Annotated in this window: 23 protein-coding genes; 2 read left to right on the forward strand and 21 right to left on the reverse strand. The window is 62.2% G+C overall.

The genetic code is table 11. The annotated features are described in order from the left end of the window. Positions 1–74: 74 nt before the first annotated feature. Genes I6E52_RS06720 through I6E52_RS06730 form a run of 3 tightly spaced genes read right to left on the reverse strand, consistent with a single transcriptional unit; the run spans position 75 to position 3,921 of the window. Positions 75–953, reverse strand: a complete 879-nt coding sequence (locus I6E52_RS06720; RefSeq protein ID WP_197122899.1) for a carbohydrate ABC transporter permease — start codon at positions 951–953, stop codon at positions 75–77. Then, entirely contained in the window at positions 953–1,885 is a 933-nt protein-coding gene (locus I6E52_RS06725; protein ID WP_197155652.1) for a carbohydrate ABC transporter permease, read from the reverse strand. Before I6E52_RS06725 ends, I6E52_RS06720 begins: the two co-directional genes overlap by 1 nt. Beyond that, complete coding sequence (locus I6E52_RS06730; RefSeq protein ID WP_197155653.1) at positions 1,882–3,921, reverse strand: beta-galactosidase; 2,040 nt, start codon at positions 3,919–3,921, stop codon at positions 1,882–1,884. Before I6E52_RS06730 ends, I6E52_RS06725 begins: the two co-directional genes overlap by 4 nt. 235 nt (positions 3,922–4,156) lie before the next feature. Between I6E52_RS06730 and I6E52_RS06735 the strand changes: the two genes are divergently transcribed. Continuing rightward, entirely contained in the window at positions 4,157–5,179 is a 1,023-nt protein-coding gene (locus tag I6E52_RS06735) for a LacI family DNA-binding transcriptional regulator (protein ID WP_197122894.1), read from the forward strand. Between the two features lie 72 nt (positions 5,180–5,251). Here the strand turns inward: I6E52_RS06735 and I6E52_RS06740 are convergent, their stop codons facing one another. The 16 genes from I6E52_RS06740 to tilS form a co-directional block, all read right to left on the reverse strand. Beyond that, the gene (locus tag I6E52_RS06740) at positions 5,252–5,440 is read right to left on the reverse strand and encodes a hypothetical protein (protein WP_197155654.1); all 189 of its coding nucleotides are present in this window, start codon (positions 5,438–5,440) and stop codon (positions 5,252–5,254) included. Positions 5,441–5,538: 98 nt separating this feature from the next. Then, the gene (locus tag I6E52_RS06745) at positions 5,539–5,715 is read right to left on the reverse strand and encodes a hypothetical protein (protein WP_197155655.1); all 177 of its coding nucleotides are present in this window, start codon (positions 5,713–5,715) and stop codon (positions 5,539–5,541) included. An 8-nt stretch (positions 5,716–5,723) separates the two neighbouring features. Then, complete coding sequence (gene lysS, locus I6E52_RS06750; RefSeq protein WP_197155656.1) at positions 5,724–7,223, reverse strand: lysine--tRNA ligase; 1,500 nt, start codon at positions 7,221–7,223, stop codon at positions 5,724–5,726. Positions 7,224–7,281: 58 nt separating this feature from the next. Further along, positions 7,282–8,151: a pantoate--beta-alanine ligase gene (gene panC / locus I6E52_RS06755; RefSeq protein WP_197122886.1), complete on the reverse strand. Its 870-nt coding sequence runs from the start codon at positions 8,149–8,151 to the stop codon at positions 7,282–7,284. Then, entirely contained in the window at positions 8,148–8,897 is a 750-nt protein-coding gene (locus tag I6E52_RS06760) for a Rossmann-like and DUF2520 domain-containing protein (protein ID WP_197155657.1), read from the reverse strand. The genes panC and I6E52_RS06760 overlap by 4 nt, the downstream gene beginning before the upstream one ends. Continuing rightward, positions 8,897–10,546, reverse strand: a complete 1,650-nt coding sequence (locus I6E52_RS06765; RefSeq protein ID WP_197155659.1) for a PH domain-containing protein — start codon at positions 10,544–10,546, stop codon at positions 8,897–8,899. The genes I6E52_RS06760 and I6E52_RS06765 overlap by 1 nt, the downstream gene beginning before the upstream one ends. Next, positions 10,543–11,028 (reverse strand): PH domain-containing protein, encoded by a 486-nt coding sequence (locus I6E52_RS06770; protein WP_197155660.1) that lies wholly within the window; start codon positions 11,026–11,028, stop codon positions 10,543–10,545. Before I6E52_RS06770 ends, I6E52_RS06765 begins: the two co-directional genes overlap by 4 nt. Then, complete coding sequence (locus I6E52_RS06775) at positions 11,025–11,513, reverse strand: DUF3180 domain-containing protein (protein WP_197155662.1); 489 nt, start codon at positions 11,511–11,513, stop codon at positions 11,025–11,027. The genes I6E52_RS06770 and I6E52_RS06775 overlap by 4 nt, the downstream gene beginning before the upstream one ends. Further along, entirely contained in the window at positions 11,507–12,037 is a 531-nt protein-coding gene (folK, locus tag I6E52_RS06780; protein ID WP_197155663.1) for a 2-amino-4-hydroxy-6-hydroxymethyldihydropteridine diphosphokinase, read from the reverse strand. The genes I6E52_RS06775 and folK overlap by 7 nt, the downstream gene beginning before the upstream one ends. After that, positions 12,034–12,453, reverse strand: a complete 420-nt coding sequence (folB, locus tag I6E52_RS06785; RefSeq protein WP_231601109.1) for a dihydroneopterin aldolase — start codon at positions 12,451–12,453, stop codon at positions 12,034–12,036. Before folB ends, folK begins: the two co-directional genes overlap by 4 nt. Further along, on the reverse strand, positions 12,450–13,259 hold the full coding sequence (gene folP / locus I6E52_RS06790) for a dihydropteroate synthase (RefSeq protein ID WP_307842427.1): 810 nt from the start codon (positions 13,257–13,259) through the stop codon (positions 12,450–12,452). The genes folB and folP overlap by 4 nt, the downstream gene beginning before the upstream one ends. Before the next feature lie 10 nt (positions 13,260–13,269). Next, the gene (gene folE / locus I6E52_RS06795) at positions 13,270–13,854 is read right to left on the reverse strand and encodes a GTP cyclohydrolase I FolE (RefSeq protein WP_197122878.1); all 585 of its coding nucleotides are present in this window, start codon (positions 13,852–13,854) and stop codon (positions 13,270–13,272) included. A gap of 7 nt (positions 13,855–13,861) precedes the next feature. Next, entirely contained in the window at positions 13,862–15,862 is a 2,001-nt protein-coding gene (ftsH, locus tag I6E52_RS06800) for an ATP-dependent zinc metalloprotease FtsH (protein ID WP_197155664.1), read from the reverse strand. A 127-nt stretch (positions 15,863–15,989) separates the two neighbouring features. Continuing rightward, the gene (locus I6E52_RS06805; RefSeq protein WP_197155665.1) at positions 15,990–17,423 is read right to left on the reverse strand and encodes a serine hydrolase; all 1,434 of its coding nucleotides are present in this window, start codon (positions 17,421–17,423) and stop codon (positions 15,990–15,992) included. Between the two features lie 10 nt (positions 17,424–17,433). After that, positions 17,434–17,985 (reverse strand): hypoxanthine phosphoribosyltransferase, encoded by a 552-nt coding sequence (gene hpt, locus I6E52_RS06810; protein WP_197155666.1) that lies wholly within the window; start codon positions 17,983–17,985, stop codon positions 17,434–17,436. Beyond that, entirely contained in the window at positions 17,975–18,997 is a 1,023-nt protein-coding gene (gene tilS / locus I6E52_RS06815; RefSeq protein ID WP_197155668.1) for a tRNA lysidine(34) synthetase TilS, read from the reverse strand. Before tilS ends, hpt begins: the two co-directional genes overlap by 11 nt. Before the next feature lie 48 nt (positions 18,998–19,045). On the opposite strand from tilS, the gene I6E52_RS06820 reads away from it, so the two are divergent. Further along, on the forward strand, positions 19,046–19,537 hold the full coding sequence (locus tag I6E52_RS06820; protein WP_197155669.1) for an inorganic diphosphatase: 492 nt from the start codon (positions 19,046–19,048) through the stop codon (positions 19,535–19,537). A 120-nt stretch (positions 19,538–19,657) separates the two neighbouring features. On the opposite strand, the gene I6E52_RS06825 is transcribed toward I6E52_RS06820, so the two are convergent. Continuing rightward, a complete protein-coding gene (locus tag I6E52_RS06825; RefSeq protein WP_197155670.1) occupies positions 19,658–20,476 on the reverse strand; it encodes an SDR family NAD(P)-dependent oxidoreductase in 819 nt (272 codons plus the stop codon). 51 nt (positions 20,477–20,527) lie between these two features. Then, positions 20,528–21,859, reverse strand: a complete 1,332-nt coding sequence (locus I6E52_RS06830; RefSeq protein ID WP_231601786.1) for a M23 family metallopeptidase — start codon at positions 21,857–21,859, stop codon at positions 20,528–20,530. Positions 21,860–21,875: the final 16 nt, after the last annotated feature.

The following is a 21,875-nucleotide window of genomic DNA, read 5'->3' on the forward strand; positions in this document are numbered from 1 at the left end:
CGATTACCTTCCTAGTGATTGTGATTGTGATGCGGGGTTTCCCTCGGGGGTAGTCCGAGTGGTCGAGCGGGCGACTACTTGAGTGCGCCGGTTCCTAGTCCGCTGCGCCAGAAGCGCTGCAGGCTGAGGAAAGCAATGATGAGCGGGATGATCGACAGCAGTGCGCCGATGATCACGTATGCCCGAATTTCGGGGATCTGGTTGACTTGGCTGTTCCAGATGTAAAGGCCAAGAGTCACGGGGAACAGTTTCTCGTCGCGCAGCATGATGAGCGGCAGGAAGAAGTTGTTCCAGATGGTGACGAACTGGAAGAGGAAGATCGTGACCATAGCCGGCGTCATGAGTCGGGTGGCAACGGTAAAGAAGGTGCGCACTTCTCCGGAACCATCGATGCGCGCAGCTTCAACCAGTTCGTCTGGCACACTCGAGGTCGCATAAATACGAGCGAGGTAGACGCCGAACGGACTCACGATACTCGGCAGGAACACCGACCAGAATGTGTTGGTTGCGCCCACCTGACTGAAGACCAAGAACAACGGAAGCGCGAGCGCCGTTGCGGGAACCAGCACGCCACCGAGCACCACGTTGAAGAGCGTTTCGCGGCCGCGGAAGCTGTACTTCGCTAGCGCGTAACCCATCATCGTGGCGAAGAGCGTCGCGACGGCGGCACCAGCTCCGGCGTAAAGGATGCTGTTGAGCATCCACTGGAAGAAGAGTCCATCGCGGTAGTTGGCCAGATTGACGATGTTCTCAACCAGGTTGAAGTCAGCGAACCACAGCGGCGCAGACGAGGTGAAGTCGCCACGGTCTTTCGTCGCTGCAACGAAAAGCCACCAGATCGGAATCAGGAAGTAGAACGTGCAGATTGCCATCACGAGCATGGCACCCGAACGCGAGAAGAGGCTTTCGCGAGGACCGTTGTGCTTCTTCACGGGAGCTTTGGTGGCACTCATCAGTCAGCCTTTCGCTGGGTGAACTTGAGCACGGTGAATGAGAGCGCGAAGGTGAAGAGCGCGAGAACCACCGAGAAGGCTGCGGCGAGGTTCACGTTCGGCACCGACGCTGTCGAGTAGATGAGCAAGTTGGGGGTGTACGTGCTCGTCACGGCAGACGTGAAGCTCTTGAACACTTGTGGCTCGGCGAGCAGCTGCAGAGTTCCGATGATCGAGAAGATCGCGGTGAGAGTGATCGCAGGAGTGATCAACGGGATCTTGATCGACCACGCGATTCGCGCTTGCGACGCACCGTCGAGGCGTGCTGCTTCGTAGATCTCACTCGGGATCGCCAGCAGCGCCGAGTAGATGATGATCATGTTGTAACCCACGAAGACCCACGTGACAACGTTCGCGATCGACCAGAGCACAAGGTCGGCGCCCAAGAAGTTGATCTCTTTCGTGATCGCAGTGAACGGCGAAAGATTGGGTGAGTAGAGGAAGCCCCACATGACAGCGGCGATAACACCCGGCACGGCATACGGTGCGAAGAACGCGAGGCGGAAGAATCGCTTGCCCTTGACCAGCGGCGAGTCCAGTAGAAGCGCCAGCAGCAGCGCCAGCCCCAGCATGACCGGCACCTGAACGATGCCGAAGCCGAGAACCCGAAGAATGGAATCCCAGAACGAGGAGTCTTGGAAGACCCGGGCGTACTGCACGAACCCGCCGAACACCTCCGTTGGCTTACCGAAGGTGCCTTCACGCTCGACCGTCAGCAACGACTGATAGATCGCCACCAGAATCGGCAAAATGTAGAACAGGCTGAACAGTATGGAGAACGGCGCGATGAAGAACAGCACCGCTGCACGGTTATTCGTGGCTTTAGTCTTCGCTCGGGTCTTCTTCGTCACCGCCTTCTTTGGTGTGGCGGGCGTAGCAATGTCTGTAGTCATCGCGTTGCTCCTTCTTCGACAGTCAGGCGGATGACGCGAACGCCACCAGCGGGAACAGTCACCGAACCTGTGACCGTAGTTTCCGTCAACAATTCTGCGCCGTCGGCGGGGAAAGAAATTTCATGCGCGCTGTGGTTGATCACAAAGCGGAAGCGGTCGGTGTCGCTTGAACGCGTCACCACTTCGACGCCAGCGGGAAGCTCCACGACATCCACACCGGCTTCGTTGAGTGCGCGGCCCATGAGGTCGGCAAAGCTGGGCTCGTCGAGCGCGGTTGCCACATACCACGCAGCGCCCGAACCGAAACGGTTGCGAGTGATGGCCGGGCCTCCAGGAATGGGGCCGGACGCGAACTCGGCAACGACATCCGCTGTGGTGGGGCGGACGTGCTCTGCCCAGATGCTCGCGTGACCGCCGTCGTTCAACAGCAGACGTGTCTCGGGCTTCACGGGCATGAACTGTTCGGTCCAGACGCCAAGCATGTCGCTGAACGCACCGGGAGGGGTCTCGCCGGTGACATCGAGGCGAATGCCATCGGTTTCGTCCACGATGCCGGAGAAGAACGTGACAACCGCGTTGCCACCGCCCGCAACGTAGTCGGTGATGACGGCCGCGCTCGCGTCGTCCACGAGGTAGAGGCTAGGAACGATGACGAGTTTGTACTCGTCGAGAGCAGCGCCGGGAGCGACGATGTCGACCGTCACACCGTTCGCGCTGGCGGCGTTGTACGCGGCGTGGACCTGCTCGAGGTAACGCACGGCCGACGACGGCTGCGAGTCGCCCTCGGCCGCCCACCAGGATTCCCAGCTGAAGACGAGTGCAACGGACGCCTCGACCCGAGTGCCCGCGAGAGTCTCGAGGGAGTGGAGTTTCTCACCCAGGTCGAGGGTCTCGCGCCACACAGCAGTGTCAGTACCAGCGTGAGGGAGCAGGGCCGAATGAAACTTCTCGGCGCCTTGTCGTGACGCTCGCCACTGGAAGAAACAGACGGTGTCCGCTCCCCGAGCAACGTGTGTCAACGTGTTGCGAAGCATTTCACCCGGCTGCTTCGCCAAGTTATATGGCTGCCAGCTCACCGCGCTGCTGGCCTGCTCCATGAGCATCCACGGCTCGCCTTGGGCAAGCCCACGAGTGAGGTCGGCAGCAAACGAGAGTTCATTGTTCGGATGCGGCAGCCGGTGATCGAGGTAGTGATCGTTGGCGATGACATCCATTTCGCTCGCCCACTGCCAGTAGTTTTGGCTGCGGATGTGCGCGGTCACCATGAAGTTCGTGGTCACCGGGATGCTGCTCTGTGAGCGCAGCAGTGTCGCTTCGGCCTTGTAGTAGCCGAGCAGTTCGTCGGAGCTGAAGCGGTTGAAGTCGAGTCGTTGCGCAGGGTTCGCCGACGAGAGCGTGGCGCGGGGCGGCAACACTTCGTTCCAGTCGCTGTAACGCTGGCTCCAGAAGGTCGTGCCCCAGGCGGCGTTGAGACCATCGATGGTGTCGTAGCGCGACTGCAACCAGACGCGGAACGCGGCAGCAGAGGTGTCGCAGTAGCAGTGCGCGTTGTGGCATCCGAGTTCATTAGAGACGTGCCACATGGCCAGCGCGGGGTGGCTGCTGTAGCGCTCGGCTACTTTCTCGACAAGGCCGAGAGCTGCCGTGCGGAACTCGGGAGAGCTCGGGCACCACCCTTGGCGGCCACCCTGCCAGCGACGGGTGCCGTCGGCGGCGGTGGGCAAGATATCGGGGTGCGCCGTCGTAAGCCACGCGGGCGGCGATGAGGTGCCGGTACCCAGGTTTACGCGGATGCCGGCAGAGTGCAACAGATCCATGATCGCGTCGAGGCGAGTGAAGTTGTACTCTCCCGCTCGCGGCTCAATCTCGGCCCAGCCGAAGATGTTGATCGCGACGAGGGTGACCCCGGCCTGCTGCATGAAGGCGACGTCTTGCTGCCACACTTCTTCGGACCACTGCTCGGGGTTGTAGTCACAACCGAGCACGAGGGATTCGGGTGACCAGCTCGCGACGCGATCTGCGCGGGGTGTGGTCACGCGTGCCTCCTTTGGCGATGGGTGCAGCTGCTGGGTCAGCAGTTCTACTCACAATTGTTCGAGTTCTGTGAACGTGCACAGAACCACACCCACAAAAATTGGCGACAATCTCTGGGAGCGTTCACACACTAAGCGAGCCTTATTCGTTGTGTCAAGCGGTCGGCGTGTCTGTGAGCGTGAACAGTCCCGCGAAACGGGGCCAGTGCCGCACCCGTGAGAGCGCTAGCATGGGGTTATGGCAACACCTGGGGCACGACCACGCCGCGCGACAATCTTCGACGTAGCGGCCGAGGCCAACGTCTCCCGTGGCACCGTCTCCCGCATGCTCAACGGCGAACCGTACGTGTCTGACTCCGCGCGAGAGGCCATCGAGAAAGCCATTGCCAAGGTCGGCTACGTGCGCAATATGGCGGCCCGCAACCTTGCCACCCAGCGTTCCAAAGCAATTGCGCTCATCGTGCATGAGCCCCACTCCGTCTTTCTCGAAGACCCCAACATCGGCGCGATTCTTCTCGGCACCAACGATCGTCTCTCTGAAGACGACTACCAACTCGTCTGCTTGATCATCGGCTCCGACCGTGACAGCGCCCGCATTGCCGACTACCTGCGCGGTGGCTTCGTCGACGGCGCCGTCATCGTCTCCGCCCGCGAACACGACCCGATCGCCGACGCCATCGCCCACATCGGCCTCCCCGCCGTTTTCGTCGGCCACCCCATGAGCGCACCAGAAATGCCCTACGTCGGCATCGACAACCGCGGTGCCGCCCGCGACATCACTCGCGAACTGCTCTCCACCGGCCGCAAGAAAATCGGCATGATTGCCGCAGCCCTCGACCGCGACTCCGGTAGCGAACGGTTAGCCGGCTTTCGGGATGCCCTGGGCGACCAGTTCGACGAGAACCTGGTTGTTGATTTTCCGCTCTACTCGCGCACCAGTGGCGTTGAGGGGATGAAAGCCCTCCTCGACCGCGCCGGCGATATCGACGGAGTTTTCGCGGCATCCGATGCCCTCGCTGCAGGCGCGATGGATGTGCTGCGCGAGCGCGGCCGTTCCGTGCCAGGCGACATCGGCATTGTCGGCTTCGATGACAGCGACTGGGCGATGCGGTGCCAGCCCCAGCTCACGACGGTGCGCCAGCCTGCCGACCTCCTAGGGCGCGAAGCGGCATCCATGGTGTTGGAGCTCGTGAACGGCATTACGCCCGAGTCTCCCGGTCGCATTCTGCCGACCGAAATCAAGCTGCGCGGCTCAGCCTAAAGCAGAGTTTCTTCTCGCGGGCTCGGGGCTTCTTCCGTCCGACGCAGAGAAGCTCTGCGGAGTCGTTGAGGTTTACGCCGAAGGGGTTGTGGTGGCCTGAGCGGCTACTTTGGCGCGCTCTTCAGCTTCGATCTTGGCGTAGCTGTCACGTTCGGTGCGGTCAGAACGAATAATGGCCGACATGACGATCCAGAAAATGGCGCCAATAGCAATCGTCGGGATGACGGAGAAGAGAGCGTTCGACCAGAATTCTTGAGGCACGTTTCTAGCCTAACCGTTCATGAAGGTGACAATAGCGATGAGAACCACAAGTCCCACGAGAGTCACAGTCATGATGAGCCGGGAAGATTTGCGATCCACTACTGAGCCTTTACGAGTACGCCAACGAGGCCGGTAAGCACCATGAAGATCCCTGCGCCCGCCACGAGCACCCACAGCGCAATGCGCATCGGGGTGATCGTCGATTTCTTCGGCGTCGCAGAAGCGTCCGGAGTCTCCGCCGCGTCCGAAGTCTCGCCGGGAACACGATCAGTCATTGCCGTACTTACTTAACCAACGGAAAGAGGATGGTTTCGCGGATGCCGAGGCCAGTGATGGCCATCAGCAAACGGTCGACGCCAACACCGATTCCACCGCTCGGCGGCATGCCGTGCTCGAGCGCGCGGATGAAGTCTTCGTCGAGACGCATCGCTTCGACGTCGCCCTGGCTAGCCAAGAGTGCTTGCTCAACGAAGCGTTCACGCTGGATAACCGGGTCGACGAGTTCGGAGTAGCCGGTGGCCAGCTCGAACCCACGAATGTAGAGGTCCCACTTCTCCACAACGCCCTCGATGGTGCGGTGGTCGCGCACGAGCGGGCTCGTGTCGACGGGGAAGTCCATGACGAACGTGGGGCGGTCGAGGCCCGGCTTCACGTAGTGCTCCCACAGCTCTTCAACGTACTTGCCGTGGGTGGGCTGCGTGACCTCGATGTCGACGGCATCCGCCAGCACCTTCAGCTCGGCGGCAGGCGTCTGCGGGGTAATGCTGAGCCCGGCTGCCTCGTTGAGGGAGTCGTACATGGAGATGCGCGCCCAATCTCCGCCGAGGTCATACTCGGTGCCATCGGAGAGCGTAACGAGCGTGGAACCGGTGACGGCAACGGCAGAGTTCTGAACGAGCTCCTGCGTGAGGTCGGCCATCTGGTTGTAGTCACCGTAGGCCTGGTACGCCTCGACCATCGCGAACTCGGGCGAGTGCGTGGAGTCTGCACCCTCGTTGCGGAAGTTGCGGTTGATCTCAAACACGCGCTCAATGCCACCGACGACGGCACGCTTCAAGAACAGTTCCGGCGCAATGCGCAGGTAGAGATCGGTGTCGAACGCGTTCGAGTTCGTGATGAACGGACGAGCGGATGCCCCACCGTGCATCGTCTGCAGCATCGGCGTTTCGACTTCGAGGTAGTCGTGCGCGGCGAACGTTGCGCGCAGGCTCGAGTTGACCTTGGCGCGGGCACGCACCGTGAAGCGGGCCTGTTCGCGCACGATGAGGTCAAGGTAGCGGCTACGAACGCGCTGTTCGTCGCTCAAGTCTTTGTGGAGGTTCGGTAGAGGCAAGACGGCCTTGGCGGCGATCTTCCAGTCCTTCACCATGACCGACAGCTCACCGCGACGGCTGGAAATGATCTCGCCGCTCACGAAAAGGTGGTCACCGAGGTCAACGAGTTCTTTCCACAGAGCGAGCGATTCGTCGCCCACCTCACCGAGAGAAACCATGACCTGGATGCGCTGGCCGTCGCCGGACTGCAGCGACGCGAAGCACAGCTTGCCCGTGTTGCGGAGGTGCACGATGCGACCAGCAAGGCCGACAACATCGCCCGTGGTGTCATCCGCTTCAAGCGACGGATACTTCTCGCGAACCGCAGGAATGCTCGTGGTGATAGCGACGCCGACCGGGTATGCCTCGGTGCCCGAATCGATGAGTCGCTGACGCTTCTCTAACCGAACAGCTTTCTGTTCAGAAACTTCGGCCTCGGTAGGGTCTGGAGTGTTAGCGGCGTCATTCACGCCCTCAATCGTAGCCGGGATAACGCCACGCTGTAGCGCCCCAAATTGCAGGCGAAAACTAGCCGACGTAGAGGGTCCAGTTGTCGATCAAGCGGGTGTCTCCCACGCGCGCTGCGATGAGTGCGATTGCCGGGCCACGGTAGCCATCGGGCACCGGCATGAAGGTCTCAGTGTCGACAATCGTGAAGTAGTCGAGTTCGACCCCCGACTCCCCCATGAGAGCTCCCTGCGCTGCAGCGATGACCGCATCGAGGCCGCTATCGGCGGCCGAGCTTGCAGCCTTCAACGCCGTCGACAGAATGACGGCTGCGTGGCGCTGGCTGGCATCCAAGAACTGGTTACGGCTCGACAGCGCGAGGCCATCTTCTTCGCGCACAGTTTCAATAATTTCCAACTGAACCGGGATGTTCAGGTCGGTGATCATGCGGCGAACGAGAAAGAGCTGCTGGGCATCCTTCTGGCCGAAGGTCACGAACTGGGGAGTCGTAATGGCGAGCAGCTTGGCGACCACCGTGAGCACTCCATCGAAGTGGCCGGCACGGCTCTTGCCCTCAAACATCGCGCCGATCTGGCCGGCAGAAATGGTCGTAGTGGGAGCAGACGGCCCCTTCGGGTACATCTCCTCCACGCTGGGGGCGAAGACATAGGGCACCCCCAGTTCGCCGAGCAGGTCGAGGTCTGCGTCCATGGTGCGCGGATACTTGTCGAGATCTTCGTCGGCACCGAACTGGGTGGGGTTCACAAAGATCGACACAATGCGCACGTCAGCGAGCTCTGCGGCACGCTCAACGTGTGCGAGATGACCCTGGTGGAGGGCACCCAACGTCGGCGTTAGAGCAATGCTGCGGCCGGCGGCACGCTCGTGCGCTACTACGTCGCGCATTCCGGCGACGGTCTCAATAACTTGCGGGCGGGGGTGTGAACTCACGAGGGGTCCTCCTGTGAACGGGGCCTCGGCTCGGGGTCGAGCAAGGAAACATCGATGCTAGTCGCAGTTGCGCGTGTGAGCGCACTCTCGACCGAGGAACGCAGCAGCGGCCCTAAGACGCGAGCGGGGTCATCCACCCCAACACTGCCGAGCAAATCTAAGGATTGGCCGACGATCGCTGCTGAGAAGCTGGTGGCGGTGCTCACCGCTTCTGCCCACGACGCACGCTCGTTTTCAGCGATCACAATCGGCTCCGCACCCATCTCCACGACAAGCGCTTGCGCAATCGGCAATACCGGGGTTGGCGCACTGACAGCGCAATACGCTTCGTGCAAGCGTGTGAGATCGAGGCTGGTGCCCGTAAAGACCATGGCCGGATGCAGCGCCAAGGGAATCGCGCCCACTGCCAGCACCGACGCCAAGGCCTGATAGCCCAGCCCGGGCGCGGTGTGCAGCACAAGCTGCCCCGGCTGCCACACTCCCGCATCGGCGAGACCCTTCGCGAAGGACTCAATTTCGGCCTCAGGAATCGCCAGAATCACGAGCTCGCTGCGTTCCACGAGAGTGGGGATGTCGAGCACCGGAACATCGGGAAGGATCGCGCTAGCGCGCTCAAGATTGCGCTCAGACGTCGCGGCGATGCCCACAATCGCGTGGCCAGCGCCCGCGAGCGCTGCGCCAAGAATGGGGCCGACTTTGCCCGCGCCAATGATGCCGATTCCGAGCCGGCCCGCTGCCTGCGCCATTACGACTGTTCCTCAGGGGTCGTTGGCGCCGGGGACTCGGTACTCTGGCCAGCACTGCGCCAGCGGTGACTCGTGTCCACTCCGGCGGCATGCACTGCTGCGTGCTCAACCTCATCGAAGAAGCGCACAACATCGTCGCGGTCGAGCGCACCGATGGTGGCAGAAATCGGCCCAGCGACCGTGTGAATCCGCAACTCGGCGAGCCCCATACGGCGCAGCAGCGGACCCTCATTCATGCTGACGCTCTGCATGCGGGCTTGCGGCACAAGCACGAGGGAACGCCAGATGGCTCCCTTGCGCAGCGCTACGGCATCCGAAATCAGCACGAAACCGTTGCGGCGCCACGAGAACCAACGCAACCACGCCGCCCGCTTGGGCGAGGTGACGTAGTCGTCGTCGTGGGCTCCAGCGGCTAGGCCGCACTCGAGCAGTTCCCGCGACTTGGCGTCAGCGAGGCTCGGCAGGATGAGTTGAAGCACGCGGTGCACGTCGGCCATATCTCCGACCGGGAGCAGTGTGGTTTTCGCGGTTGCGCCGCTGGAGCTTGCCGCTTGCGAGGCGGTGTTGATCTTGATTTCCCACCATCCGGCAGGGCGCCACAACAGTGGCTGCGAAACCTCAACAGCGTGGATGCGGCCGGGCGGAAGTGTCTCGTTGGTTGTCGAGAGCAAGCCATAACCGACCCGGATGCCGTCATCCGTTGCTGCAATCGAGTAGCGAAGCGACCGCGTGAGTCTCGATGCCAAATAGCCACCGAGGCCGAGCAGCCCGGGCAGGAGAGCAAAGATCCAGCCGTAGTCACCCGTGACGATGATCGTCGTGATGATGCCGATGCCCACCAGAATCGCGATGATGGTCGCTTCGCTGAGCACGAGCGATCCGATGAGCCGCGGGATGCTGATGCGCACAATCGACTCGGGCGGGGCCGCGTTGGGGTCAAGTTCTGGGGCCAAGAATTCGTTGACGCGTGACTCCACCACACCCGTCCCACCGGCCGGGGCTTGTGCGGCTGCATCGGCAGCAGCTTCGGCCGCGCGCGTGCCCGACGCGAGCTGCAAGATGGCGACGCGCAAATCATCGGCACCAGTAGAGCCGAGATAGGCCAACTCAACGTTCGCGTCTTGACCGGCCACATTCACTTCGAGTTTGGCGGCGCCGAAGAGGCGTGCCAAGAACGGCCGCGAAATATTGATGCCCTGGATGCGGTCGAGTCGACCGCGACGGTTGGTGCGGAAGAGGATTCCGCTGCGCACCTCGACGAGCTCATCGGTGATGCGGAAGGTGTGCATCCGCCACGACAGATAGAAGCCACCAACGCTCAGAAGCAAGATGACGACCACGGCGAGGATGGCCAAAACGAGGAGGCTGGACTCGGCAAAACGTTCAAAGAACCGCAGCTCACGGCTGCCGCCACCAAAAATAACGTCGAGAAAGACATCGCGAGCGTTCACGACGATGACACCGATAATGGCCACGAAGGCGATACCGCCGCGCAAGAACGGAGTGGCCGGGTGCAGGCGATGCCACTCACCATCGGCGAGGCGACGTGCGCTCTCGGGCACGTTCAGCTCGACGGGGTCGAGCGGTTCGCCGGGCTCCAGCGGGACGCCGGGCTCGCCGGGTTCGAGGGGTTCGCGCGGGTCGCTCACAGTCCGGCCCTGCGGCTTTCGGCCAGGGCGACGAGCGTGTCTCTCAACTCCTCAGCGTCCTGCTCGGGCAGGCCGGGGATGACAACCCCGGTGGATGCCGCTGCCGTCACGAACTTGAGTTCGCTGAGGCCGACGGCGCGATCGAGGGGTCCGCGGTTGATGTCGACGAGCTGCATGCGGCCATAGGGCACGGCAACCACGCGGCGGAACATCAGTCCGCGCCGAAAGACCAGGTCATCTTCGCGCAGCATGTACCCGATTGCCCGCACGCGTCGCGGTGTAAGCGCGATGTTGATGATGAAAATGATGCCAAGGGAAACGGGAATCACGGCAAGCCACTGAATCCCGGTCAGGAAGGTGGGGATCGAGGTGGCGACGGTCAGCACGATGCCCGTAATCAGCAGCCCGACCGCTTCGACGATCGTGTACTTGCGGGAGACGCCGCGCCACTCGGCGCCGGGGAGATCGAGTCGCTCGGTCACGCTGCTCCTTGGGGGTCCATCGGGTTCCGCGATGACGGGTCGTCATCATCTGGCGGGATAGTGCACAAATATTCGGCAACCAATCCTGCGATCAGCAACACTATCGCGCCAGCCGAAACGACAAAGCTCGTGGCGATGGCGCCAGTTTCGGGAGAAACGGTGCGACTCAGCAGGTAGGCCGCGATGCCGAGGGCGGTTCCCCCGAGCAGAGCCCCAGCGAACGCTGATGCTTTCGCGAGCACGACAACACGCAGTGCAAAGAAGGGATTCACGCGTTCCTTGCGCAGTCCGCGTGATGAGCGGTAGATCGGTACTGCCAGAACGACCACGATCACGGCGATCAAGAAGAGCGACACCGCCAACGCGACCGAGGGAGTCACAATCGGATTTCCGGATGCCGTGAGCACGACTTCGAGCAACCAGCCGACGACTGCTCCCGCCGCGGCTATCGTCGCCAAGTGCACGGGTGACGTGCGGGCTACCACAGGGGCGCTGCCTCAAACTCGGTGGCGTCGTTCTCGATGCCCGCGAGGGCGTCTGCCGCGCTTCCGATTCCGGCGAGCTGTGCGTGCGGGTCGAGCTGCAGCAGCGGCACAAGCACGAACGATCGTTCGGCGGCCCGCGGATGCGGAATCGTCAACAGTTCGTCATCCACCTGTAGGTGCGCGAAAGAAATGATGTCGATATCGAGCGTGCGGTCGCCCCAGCGTTCCTCGCGCACACGGCCATGCTCGGCTTCGACGCGCTGCAGTTCGGCGAGGAGGGCGTGGGGCTCCAGCGAACTGCGCGCTAACACCACCGCATTGAGATACGCGGGCGCAGAGTGGTCGACGCCGGAGAGTTTCAGAGCCGGCGTCTGCACAATGCTGGAGGCGGCATCCACTGTCACACCGTCGATGCGGTTGATGGCGTGCACCGCGTCGCGCAGAGTAGTTTCGCGGTCGCCCAGATTGCTGCCAATGGCAAGCATCACCGGCAACTCGACGTGGAGTCGTTGCTGGCGCATCATCGCAGTGGCTGCGGTTCTGCGCTAAAGCCAGCGGTCTGGGCGCGAGCTGCACGCTGGCGCGTGATCGTGACCGAGACATCAGTGAACGGCACCGTGATGGGCGCTTCTGGTTTATGCAGCGTGATCTTGGTGCTCACTGCGGCCTCATGCGCGAGCACCACAGCGGCAATGCGTTCGGCAACCGTCTCGATGAGATCAACGGGATTGCTCTCGACGGCGGCCACGATCTCTTCGGCCAAAACACCGTAGTGAATCGTGCGGTCAAGGTCGTCGGTGCGCGCAGCAGCCGCGAAGTCGAGATACACGGTCGCGTCGATCACGAAAACTTGGCCGTCGCGACGCTCGTGGTCGAAGACGCCGTGGAAGGCGGTGGCGCGCAAGCCGGTGAGAGTGATTTCGTCCAGTGCGGGATTCATCGTTTCTTGCCCTTCTGCATCGCTCGATAGACGGAAAGAGCCACCTGCGTTGACGGGACATCGTGCACGCGCACGGCCCACATCCCCGCTTCGGCGGCAACGTTGCTGATTACCGCGGTAGCAAGATCGCGGTCGGCCGGTGGCGCATCGGCGGGGAGCATTTTGGCGAGAAAGCGCTTGCGTGATGCCCCGATGAGCACCGGATGCCCGAGCGAAGCAATCTCGTCGATGCGCGCTAACAGCGCCCAGTTGTGGCGCGCGTCTTTCGCGAAACCGAGACCCGGATCGAGCACGACCCGAGTGGGCTTCACTCCCCACACCATCATCTCGGCCAGTCGAGCTTTTAGCTCGCTGCGCACATCCGCGACGACATCGTCGTAGTGCGCGAGTTGCCCCATCGTGGTGCTGTGCCCCCGCCAGTGCATCGCGATATAAAGCAGATCCGTTTCGGCGACCGTGCGGTACATTTCCGGGTCGGCAAGCCCACCAGAAACATCGTTGATGATGGATGCTCCCGCCTTCGCCGCGGCCAGTGCAGTCTCGGCATTCATGGTGTCAACGCTCACGGTCACGCCTTCAGCCGTGAGGGCCTTGATCACCGGGATTACGCGCTGCTGTTCCGCCGCGGCCGACACCCGTTCGGCACCGGGGCGAGTCGATTCGCCGCCGACATCGACGACATCAGCGCCCTGATTGCGCAGTTCGATGCCACGCGCGATTGCGGCGTCAACGTGTTCGAACTGGCCGCCGTCGCTAAAAGAATCTGGCGTGACATTCAGGATGCCCATAACTTGGGGAACCGCCACGCGAGGGTTTCTACGCATCGCCACCTCGGCCGATGAGCGCCATCACTTCTGCGCGCTCCACGGGATCGCTGAGCACACCGCGAGAGGCCAACGTGACCGTGGAACTTGCCGTTTGGCGTGGTCCGCGAGCGGACACACAACCGTGAACAGCGTCGATCACGACGAGCACACCCCGCGGCGACAAGCCCTCGTTGATCGCGTCAGTGATCTCTTCGGTTAATCGCTCTTGCAGTTGGGCACGCGCGGCAATGGTCTCCACGACCCGGGCAATATTGCCCAACCCGATGATGCGTTCATCCGGAACGTAGGCGACATGCGCGACGCCCAGAAACGGCAACAAGTGGTGTTCACACATCGACCGGAACTCGATGTCGCGCACGAGCACCAACTCGCCGGTCTGATCTGCCTTGGCGGTGAACTCGATGCTGTCGGAAAGGTGCACAAGAGGGTCGATCGCGTTGCCCGCAAAGAACTCGGAGTACGCCTCGGCGACCCTTCTCGGGGTGGCGGTGAGGCCTGCCCGGGCAGGGTCTTCGCCGACTGCAGCCAAAATCTCGGCTACCGCAGCTTCAATGCGTGCGAGGTCGATCGACATGGTGTCCCTAGGCCGTTGCTACCCCGGGCGACTTACGTGGCCGTGGGGTGCGTGCCGGCTTCGAGGGGGTGCTTTCGTCGCTGTCGCTAGCGTCAGCCTTCGCCACCTTCTTCTTGGGGACCTTGATGGGAGGCAACTGCGACACCGGACGCGCGTCACTCGAGAGCCACTGGGGGCGCTCGGGTAGCTTGGCGATTCCCTTGAAGATCTTGTCGAGCTCGACGTGGTCGAGAGTCTCTTTCTCCATCAGCTCAAGCGCGATCTTGTCGAGCACCTTGCGGTTCTCGTTGAGCATCTGCCATGCCTCGTCGTGAGCTTTCTCGATCAGCAGGCGAACTTCTTCGTCAATGATCTTGGCGAGCTCGTCGGAGTATTCGCGGCTCGAACTCATGTCGCGACCCATGAAGGGTTCACTCGATGCACTGCCCAGCTTCACGGAACCGACTCGGGCACTCATGCCGTATTCGGTGACCATGCGGCGAGCAATTGACGTGGCCTTCTCAATGTCGTTGGATGCACCGGTCGTCGGGTCGTGAAACACGATTTCTTCCGCAACCCGGCCACCCATCGCGTAGGCGAGCTGATCGAGCAACTCGTTACGCGAGACGGAGTACTTGTCTTCGAGCGGCATGACCATCGTGTAACCGAGGGCACGACCGCGAGGAAGAATGGTGATCTTCGTGACGGGGTCAGTGTTGCGCATCGAGGCGGCAGCCACCGCGTGACCACCCTCGTGGTATGCCGTGACGAGCTTCTCTTTGTCGTTCATGAGTCGCGAACGACGCTGCGGACCAGCCATGACACGGTCAACCGCCTCGTCGAGGGCACGGTTGTCGATGAGCTGCGCGTTGGAGCGCGCGGTCAGCAAGGCTGCTTCGTTGAGCACGTTCGCGAGGTCAGCACCGGTGAAGCCTGGCGTCTTGCGAGCGAGCACTTCGAGGTCAACGCCCTCGGCCATGGGCTTGCCCTTGGCGTGCACTTCGAGAATCTGTTTGCGGCCGATCTTGTCGGGAGCATCCACACCGATCTGACGGTCGAAACGACCGGGGCGCAGAAGCGCGGGGTCGAGAACGTCCGGACGGTTCGTTGCAGCGATGAGGATCACGTTGGCGTTCACATCGAAGCCATCCATCTCGACCAGCAACTGGTTGAGAGTCTGCTCGCGCTCATCGTTGCCGCCACCGATTCCGGCACCACGGTGACGACCGACAGCATCGATCTCGTCGATGAAGATGATTGCGGGAGCATTCTGCTTGGCCTGCTCGAAGAGGTCGCGAACACGGCTTGCACCGACACCCACGAACATTTCAACGAAGTCAGAACCAGAGATTGTGTAGAACGGTACGCCAGCTTCACCCGCGGTGGCCTTCGCCAAGAGAGTCTTTCCGGTTCCGGGAGGGCCGTACAGCAGTACGCCCTTCGGGATGCGTGCACCAACAGCCAAGAACTTGGCCGGTTCCTTCAGGAAGTCTTTGATTTCTTCGAGCTCTTCGATGGCCTCGTCAGCACCAGCGACATCCGCAAAAGTGGCCTGCGGGGTGTCTTTACCGACGAGCTTGGCCTTCGACTTGCCGAACTGCATGACCTTGCCGCCGCCACCCTGCATGCGGCTGAAGATGAAGAAGAAGATGATGCCGATGATGAGGAACGGCAGCATGATCGAGAGGAAGGAGACGAAGAAGTTCTCTTGAGGAACTTGGTCGTTGAATTCGGAGACGTCAGCACCGTTGATCGCCGAGACAATCTCGGTGCCACGGGGCGCTACGTAGTAGAACTGCACCTTCGTGCCGTTGTCGCCGTCGGCTTTGGAAAGCTCGAGGTCGACGCGCTGCTCGCCGTCGATGATCGTGGCGGAGGACACCGTCGAACCCTGAAGAAGGTCGAGACCCTCTTGCGTGGTGATCTCTTTGTAGCCCTCGCCGAGGAGAAGGCTCGCGGCGATGGAGACGGCGGCGATACCGATGATGATGTACGGAATGGGGCCGCGGAAGATGCGCTTAAAATCCATGATGTTCCGGGTCGGGCGACCCAGTGCCTCTCTCTGAAGAAACGTGCTGCAAGGTTACCGTTATCGCGCTGCAAGACCACTGCATGTTTGCCCTCGGCGTAATGCGGTCCGCGCAAGGTCTCGGCGGTTAGTCGGTTTCGGTGGTGACTGCGAAGGTTTGCACGCGGGGTGGCAGTTCGGGGCTCATCAAGATGTGGCACTTGATGCGACCGCGTTCGCCATCGATTGTCCAGTTGGCCACGGCAGGAGTGTCGCTCAGGGTGCGCGGCACCTCGGTCAGCGGCGCTTCCGTGAGCGGGCCCACTTCGGCAATCGCTTTCGCGATGCCGGCAATACGCTCTTCCCACGGAACATCGAGCGCGAGGTTCACTGCCGCAAGCGCATTCGCGGTCGGGGTATCCCACTCGCGAATGAGCCCATCGAAGACGGCGCGAGCTTCGAGAGTTTCGGGCCACGCTGGCGCCGGAGTCGTCAGCTCGCCATACGCATTCAACGCAGCCTGCAAAGCCTGAGTTGCCGGGATCGAGGATGCCGCAAACGTGCCATTCTCGAACGCCACAATGCCGAGCCCTGTCGGAGCATGCCAGCGCATGTGGGCGCTCACGCCGGGGTAGCCGCCCGAGTGCGACACGATCTTCGTCGTGCCTTCATCGATGAACAGGCCGTAACCATAACCGTGAGCGGTCGGCTCCGAGAACTCGGCGACCTTCGACTTGCCCTCGGGCACAACCCGCTGAATCTGCTGCAATTCGCGACGGCTGGCGGCAGACAGGGGTCCGCCTGAAGTGTCCTCGGGGTCGAGGGCACCAGCGAGCCACAGTGACCAGCGCACCAGGTCAGTCGCGCTAGAAAATAGACCACCCATGGAAGAAAAGACTCCGGGGCCCGTGAACGGCTGAACCTGCCACTGCCCATTCGCGAGCCGGTAGCCGAGGGCGACATCGGCATCCGGATCTTCCTCGAAGCGGGTCGAGGTAAGGCCGAGCGGTTCGAGAACTTCAGCGGCGATCGCCTCGATGTAGGGGCGGCCCGTGATCTCAGCGATGACTTCACCGAGCAGGGCGTAGCCGAGGTTCGAGTACTCAAAGCGAGTACCGGGCAGGCTTGAATAACGGATGCCCGCCGCCATGAACTCGTCGAGTTCGGCCCGCGTCATTTCTTCTACGCGGTCACCCCACGGGTTATCGGTGGGGAACCCGGCCGACATCGTCATGAGCTGCCGGATGCTGGGCGTCACGGGAGCAGCCGCCGGCTCGAGAGCCGTGAACGCCGGAACGAAGTCAGTGATCGGCGCATCGAGGCTGAGCTGGCCACGATCGCGCAGCATCAAGAGCATCGTGCACGTGAAGCTCTTGGTGCAGGACGCGATGCGGAACACCGTGTCGCGATCGGGAGCGTTGCCCTCGCCAAGAACCTTCTCGCCGTAGCCGCCCTCCAGCACGATGCCATCGGGCCCGAACACCGCGAAGAACGACGCTGGTGCCTTCTGCTCTGCTACCCGATTCTCAAACAGACCAACAATTTCGTCGGTCGCCTGATCGATTGCTGCCTTCGCCCTCATTCAGCGAGCCCTAGGCGTAGACGTGGGGTGCGAGCACCGCGACGCCGCGCAGGTTGCGGTACTTCTCCGCGTAGTCGAGGCCATAGCCCACGACGAAAGCGTTGGGGATATCGAAACCGACGTACTTGACGTCCACTTCGACCTTGGCGGCATCCGGCTTACGCAGCAGGGTGCAGATCTCGACTGATGCAGCTCCGCGGCTGCGCAGGTTGCCGAGCAACCAGGAGAGCGTGAGGCCCGAGTCGATGATGTCTTCAACGATGAGCACCTTGCGGCCCTCAAGGTCGCTGTCGAGGTCTTTGAGGATGCGAACGACACCCGAGGACTGCGTGCCGGCGCCATACGAGGAGACGGCCATCCAATCCATCTCGATGGGAAGAGCAAGTTCGCGAGCGAGGTCAGCCATCACCATGACGGCACCGCGCAGCACACCGACCAGCAGCAGCTTCTCACCGGCATAATCGGCCTCGATCTGACGCGCCATCACGGCGATCTTCTCGTGGATCTCTTCCTGGGTCAGAAGGACCTCGCTGAGGTCTCCTTCGACATCGCTAAACTGCATCGCGTTCCTCACTGTGGGCCGAAAAGTGGAGAAGGTTCTCTCGTCGTTCAACCCTAACGCCGGGAACGTCGATCGGTCCCTGCCCGCTCCAGTCGGTGACGAGGCGCGCGATCTGAAGAGTGTGGGTGCGACTGAGCGAGACATGGAACTCGCTGGCCACCGCCAACCTAATCAAACGCTGGCGAAGAGCGGCCGGATTCGCCGCAAGCGCACGCACCGGCAACGAGATTCCTGCCTCCGAAATCTCGGCCAAATCTTCTGCGATTTCTTCGGCAAAATGATCGAGCGCCTCGGCATCTTCGCGCGCTTGGTCGGCGGTGCGCACGAGAGCGTCACGGATGCCGGGCCCCAGTTCGCTTTCCAGTAGCGGCAAAACAGTCTGCCGAACCCGCACTCGCGTGTACGAGGTATCGAGGTTGTGCGGGTCACTCCACGCCACGATTCCGGAGTCTTCGCAGCACTGAACGGTCGTGGTTCGCGGCACTGCCAGTAGCGGCCGCAGGTACTGGCCGGTGTCGGCTGCCATGCCCTTGAGGCTGCCCGCTCCGCTGCCGCGGGCGAGCCCCAGCAGCACTGTCTCGGCCTGGTCGTCGAGGGTGTGGCCGAGCAGCACTCGGATGGCGCCATGCTCGGCGGCGGCGGCGGCGAGCGCCGCGTAGCGCGCGTCACGGGCGGCAGACTCGGGGCCTCCGGCGTCACCGACGAGAACCGAGCGGATGTCGACGGGGTCGAGCCCGAGGTCGCGAGCCTGTTGCGCGGCGGCGGCGGCGACATCCGCAGACCCGTCTTGGAGGTTGTGATTGACGATCACGGCACCGGCTCGCACGCCGGCCTTGGACGCTTCAAAGGCCGTCGCCGCCGCCAGCGCGAGAGAGTCGGGACCACCGCTGAGGGCGACAAGCACGAGCGGTTCTGAACCAGAAGTTGAGGGCAATGAGGCAAGCGCAGTGCGCACTGCACGCCGAACATCAGCAATTGCGGGAGTAAGACGGGGGCGCCTGTCGGAGTGCATCCAGTAACGTTATTGCAGCAACCCCACATTTTTCTTAGGAGCACCTAGATGGCCGCATACGACGTTGTCGTTGAGATTCCGCGCGGAAGCCGGAACAAGTACGAAGTTGACCACGTAACTGGTCGCGTTTTTCTTGACCGTTACCTGTTCACGACCTTCGCGTACCCCACCGACTATGGCTTCTTCGAGAACACTCTCGGACTCGACGGTGACCCCGTAGACGCCCTGATTCTGCTCGACGCCCCCACCTTCCCCGGTGTTGGCATCTCGGTTCGCCCGGTCGCCGTGCTCAACATGAGCGACGACGGCGGCATCGACTCCAAGGTCATCTGCGTTCAAGCCAAGGACCCGCGCTGGTCGCACGTTCAAGACCTGAACGATGTTCCTGAGTTCACGCGCAAAGAGATCGAGCACTTCTTCGAGCACTACAAAGACCTCGAGCCCGGCAAGTGGGTCAAGATCGACGGTTGGGGCGACGCAGCAGAAGCTGACGCGATCGTTCAGGCTGGCTTCGAGAAGCTCAAGGCCGAAGGCCACTAAGCAGCACCCAACACTTCTGGCGCACGGTGCTCACGTATCGCGCGCATCACCTCGATGGCGGATGCTCAGGCATCCGCCATCGGCGTTTAACGAAGCGAAGCGGCTCAGCGCCCGGCTCGCTCAACGCCCAGTGAACTCGTCCATCGAGTTGTAGACCTTGAAGACTCGGCCGGCCACGAAATCCCAGGCGCGCGTCGGCAGCAGCCCTTTGAGGCCACGAGCGAGCCCCACCGTCCACGGCTTCATCAGCAGCGGTTTGCCGCGGAGCATCGCCGACCACGCTGCCGAAGTCGCGATCTCGGGAGTCATGATCGGGGTCCACAGCGGGCCCCGGGCTCCGGCAAACATCCCAGTGCTGATGTAGCTGGGCGCAAAGGTGGTCACCGCAATCTGCGCGTGGCCCGCCTTCGTCAGTTCGAGCCGCAGCGAATCGCTCCAGCCGATCATGGCCCACTTGGATGCCGCGTAGACACTCATATTCGGATTCGAGAGAGTGCCCGCCGCCGAAGCAATGTTCAGGATGCGGCTTGGCTCTCCACCCGCGATCATCGCCGGGAGCAGCTCGCGCGAGAGGTACATCGCCGCGAGCGTATTGATCTGCATGGTCGCTTCGATATCGCGAACAGCGTCGTGCTCCCAAAAGTAGCCACTGCGCACGATGCCCGCGTTGTTGATGAGCACGTGTGGGGTTCCCACTTCGGTGCGGATACGGTCGGCGACGGACTCGATTGCGGTGCGTGACGAGAGATCGACAACGTAACTGCTGACGGAACCGCCCGCAGCGCTCAGAGCGGCAGCTGCGACATCCAGAGCCGTGGCATCGACGTCGAGCAGCACTACGTTCGCAGCACCCTCAGCGACAGCGCGCTGAGCATAGATCTCGCCCATTCCGCGGGCAGCGCCCGTAATCACAACAACGAGTCCGGCGACTGAGTGCATGGCGTGCTCCCTCTGCGAGAGACCTCGTTGCCTCACGCGTGTGCTCAGACTTTAGCCGAGGCTGACGCCCTTGCCCGACATGAACGACACAGGATTCGTGGTGTCCCAGCCATTGGGCCGAACTTCGAAGTGGAGGTGGCAACCGGTGGAGTTTCCGGTCGAGCCCACGCTGGCAATTCTGGTTCCGACAGTCACGCTCTGACCGTACGAGACGTTGATGCCGCCGGCAACAATGTGACCGTAGGCGGTGCGCACTCCACCGGAGTGTTCGATGATGATGTAGTTGCCGTAGCCGCCATTCCAGCCATAACCGGCATAGACGACAGTCCCGCTTGATGCGGCGTAGATCGGTGAGCCACAGCCAGCGCCAATGTCAGTTCCCTTGTGGAAGCTGGAACCGTAGTTCGAGCTGTAGCCGTACACCGACGTGATGTAGCCATAGGCGGGCTTAGTCCAGCCGTTGGCACTCGAGGAGCCTGAACCTGAACTTGCACCACCGGTAGAGCCACCGCTCTGAGCGGCTGCTGCAGCAGCGGCCGCGGCGGCAGCGGCAGCCTTGGCAGCAGCGGCCTTCTCGGCGGCGATGCGTTCTGCTTCGCGCTTCTTCACGCCAGCCTGGTAATCGGCTTCGGTTACTACGCGCTCGGCAGTGAGCGCAGCAAGCTGGGCGTCGAACTCAGCCTTGCGTTCCTGCTGCTCAGCTACGGCGGTTTCCGCTGCAGCTGCTGCAGCTTGAGCTTCCTCAAACGCTTTCTCGGCGGCGATCTTCAGAACTTCGAGTTCGGCGCGAGCCACTTCGGCAGCATCGCTCAGCGACTGCGCCGTGTTACGAGCTTGAACGGCACGATCAAACAGAGCGGATGTCTGCTGCGAGATCTTCGACGACATCCCCAGGTTGTAGAGCAGCGCGTCTGCGTCCTGCGAGTTGGCGAGGAGGTTCGTGGTGACGTCTCCGCCACCGGCACGCACGAGCCGCGCAGCAAGCTCACCGATGCGCTTCTCAGCGTCATCGGCTTCGGCGCTTGCGTCATCCGCTTGCTCTTGCAGAGTTTCGGTCTGTGCGGCCTTCGCCTGGTACTTCGTGTCGGCCTCTTGCCAAATGTTGCCTTTTTCTTCGGCATCCTTTTGAGTCGCGACGGCTTGAGCTTCGAGCTCAATCAGTGCGGCCTTGATGCGGTCGACTACCTTTTGAGTCGCCGCTTCGTTGTTGCGGGCTTCAGTGACTTCGCTCCACGTGGGGTAGTCATCGGCGAAAGCAGCCTGGCTGCTTCCCGCAACAACGCTGACACCGACAACGAGGCTGAGCGCCGCGGCGAAACTGATTACCCGAAAAAATTGTGAGCGAAGCGTACGCTTTGCTGCGGTCCCCCGACTCGCATGCATGTCCTTCAACTGTTCC

Source organism: Salinibacterium sp. NG253 (genome assembly GCF_015864945.1).
Classification (GTDB): domain Bacteria; phylum Actinomycetota; class Actinomycetes; order Actinomycetales; family Microbacteriaceae; genus Rhodoglobus.

Excerpts from the sequence above, each read along its gene's own strand:
- tilS (WP_197155668.1), bottom strand. The coding sequence starts at position 18,997 with ATGCACTCCGACAGGCGCCCCCGTCTTACTCCCGCAATTGCTGATGTT.
- folB (WP_231601109.1), bottom strand. The coding sequence starts at position 12,453 with ATGAATCCCGCACTGGACGAAATCACTCTCACCGGCTTGCGCGCCACC.
- I6E52_RS06720 (WP_197122899.1), bottom strand. The coding sequence starts at position 953 with ATGAGTGCCACCAAAGCTCCCGTGAAGAAGCACAACGGTCCTCGCGAA.
- I6E52_RS06820 (WP_197155669.1), top strand. The coding sequence starts at position 19,046 with ATGGCCGCATACGACGTTGTCGTTGAGATTCCGCGCGGAAGCCGGAAC.
- ftsH (WP_197155664.1), bottom strand. The coding sequence starts at position 15,862 with ATGGATTTTAAGCGCATCTTCCGCGGCCCCATTCCGTACATCATCATC.
- I6E52_RS06825 (WP_197155670.1), bottom strand. The coding sequence starts at position 20,476 with ATGCACTCAGTCGCCGGACTCGTTGTTGTGATTACGGGCGCTGCCCGC.
- folK (WP_197155663.1), bottom strand. The coding sequence starts at position 12,037 with ATGATGCGCCAGCAACGACTCCACGTCGAGTTGCCGGTGATGCTTGCC.
- I6E52_RS06735 (WP_197122894.1), top strand. The coding sequence starts at position 4,157 with ATGGCAACACCTGGGGCACGACCACGCCGCGCGACAATCTTCGACGTA.
- I6E52_RS06725 (WP_197155652.1), bottom strand. The coding sequence starts at position 1,885 with ATGACTACAGACATTGCTACGCCCGCCACACCAAAGAAGGCGGTGACG.
- I6E52_RS06760 (WP_197155657.1), bottom strand. The coding sequence starts at position 8,897 with ATGGCGCAGGCAGCGGGCCGGCTCGGAATCGGCATCATTGGCGCGGGC.
- folE (WP_197122878.1), bottom strand. The coding sequence starts at position 13,854 with ATGTCGATCGACCTCGCACGCATTGAAGCTGCGGTAGCCGAGATTTTG.
- hpt (WP_197155666.1), bottom strand. The coding sequence starts at position 17,985 with ATGCAGTTTAGCGATGTCGAAGGAGACCTCAGCGAGGTCCTTCTGACC.
- I6E52_RS06830 (WP_231601786.1), bottom strand. The coding sequence starts at position 21,859 with ATGCATGCGAGTCGGGGGACCGCAGCAAAGCGTACGCTTCGCTCACAA.
- I6E52_RS06745 (WP_197155655.1), bottom strand. The coding sequence starts at position 5,715 with ATGACTGATCGTGTTCCCGGCGAGACTTCGGACGCGGCGGAGACTCCG.
- I6E52_RS06805 (WP_197155665.1), bottom strand. The coding sequence starts at position 17,423 with ATGAGGGCGAAGGCAGCAATCGATCAGGCGACCGACGAAATTGTTGGT.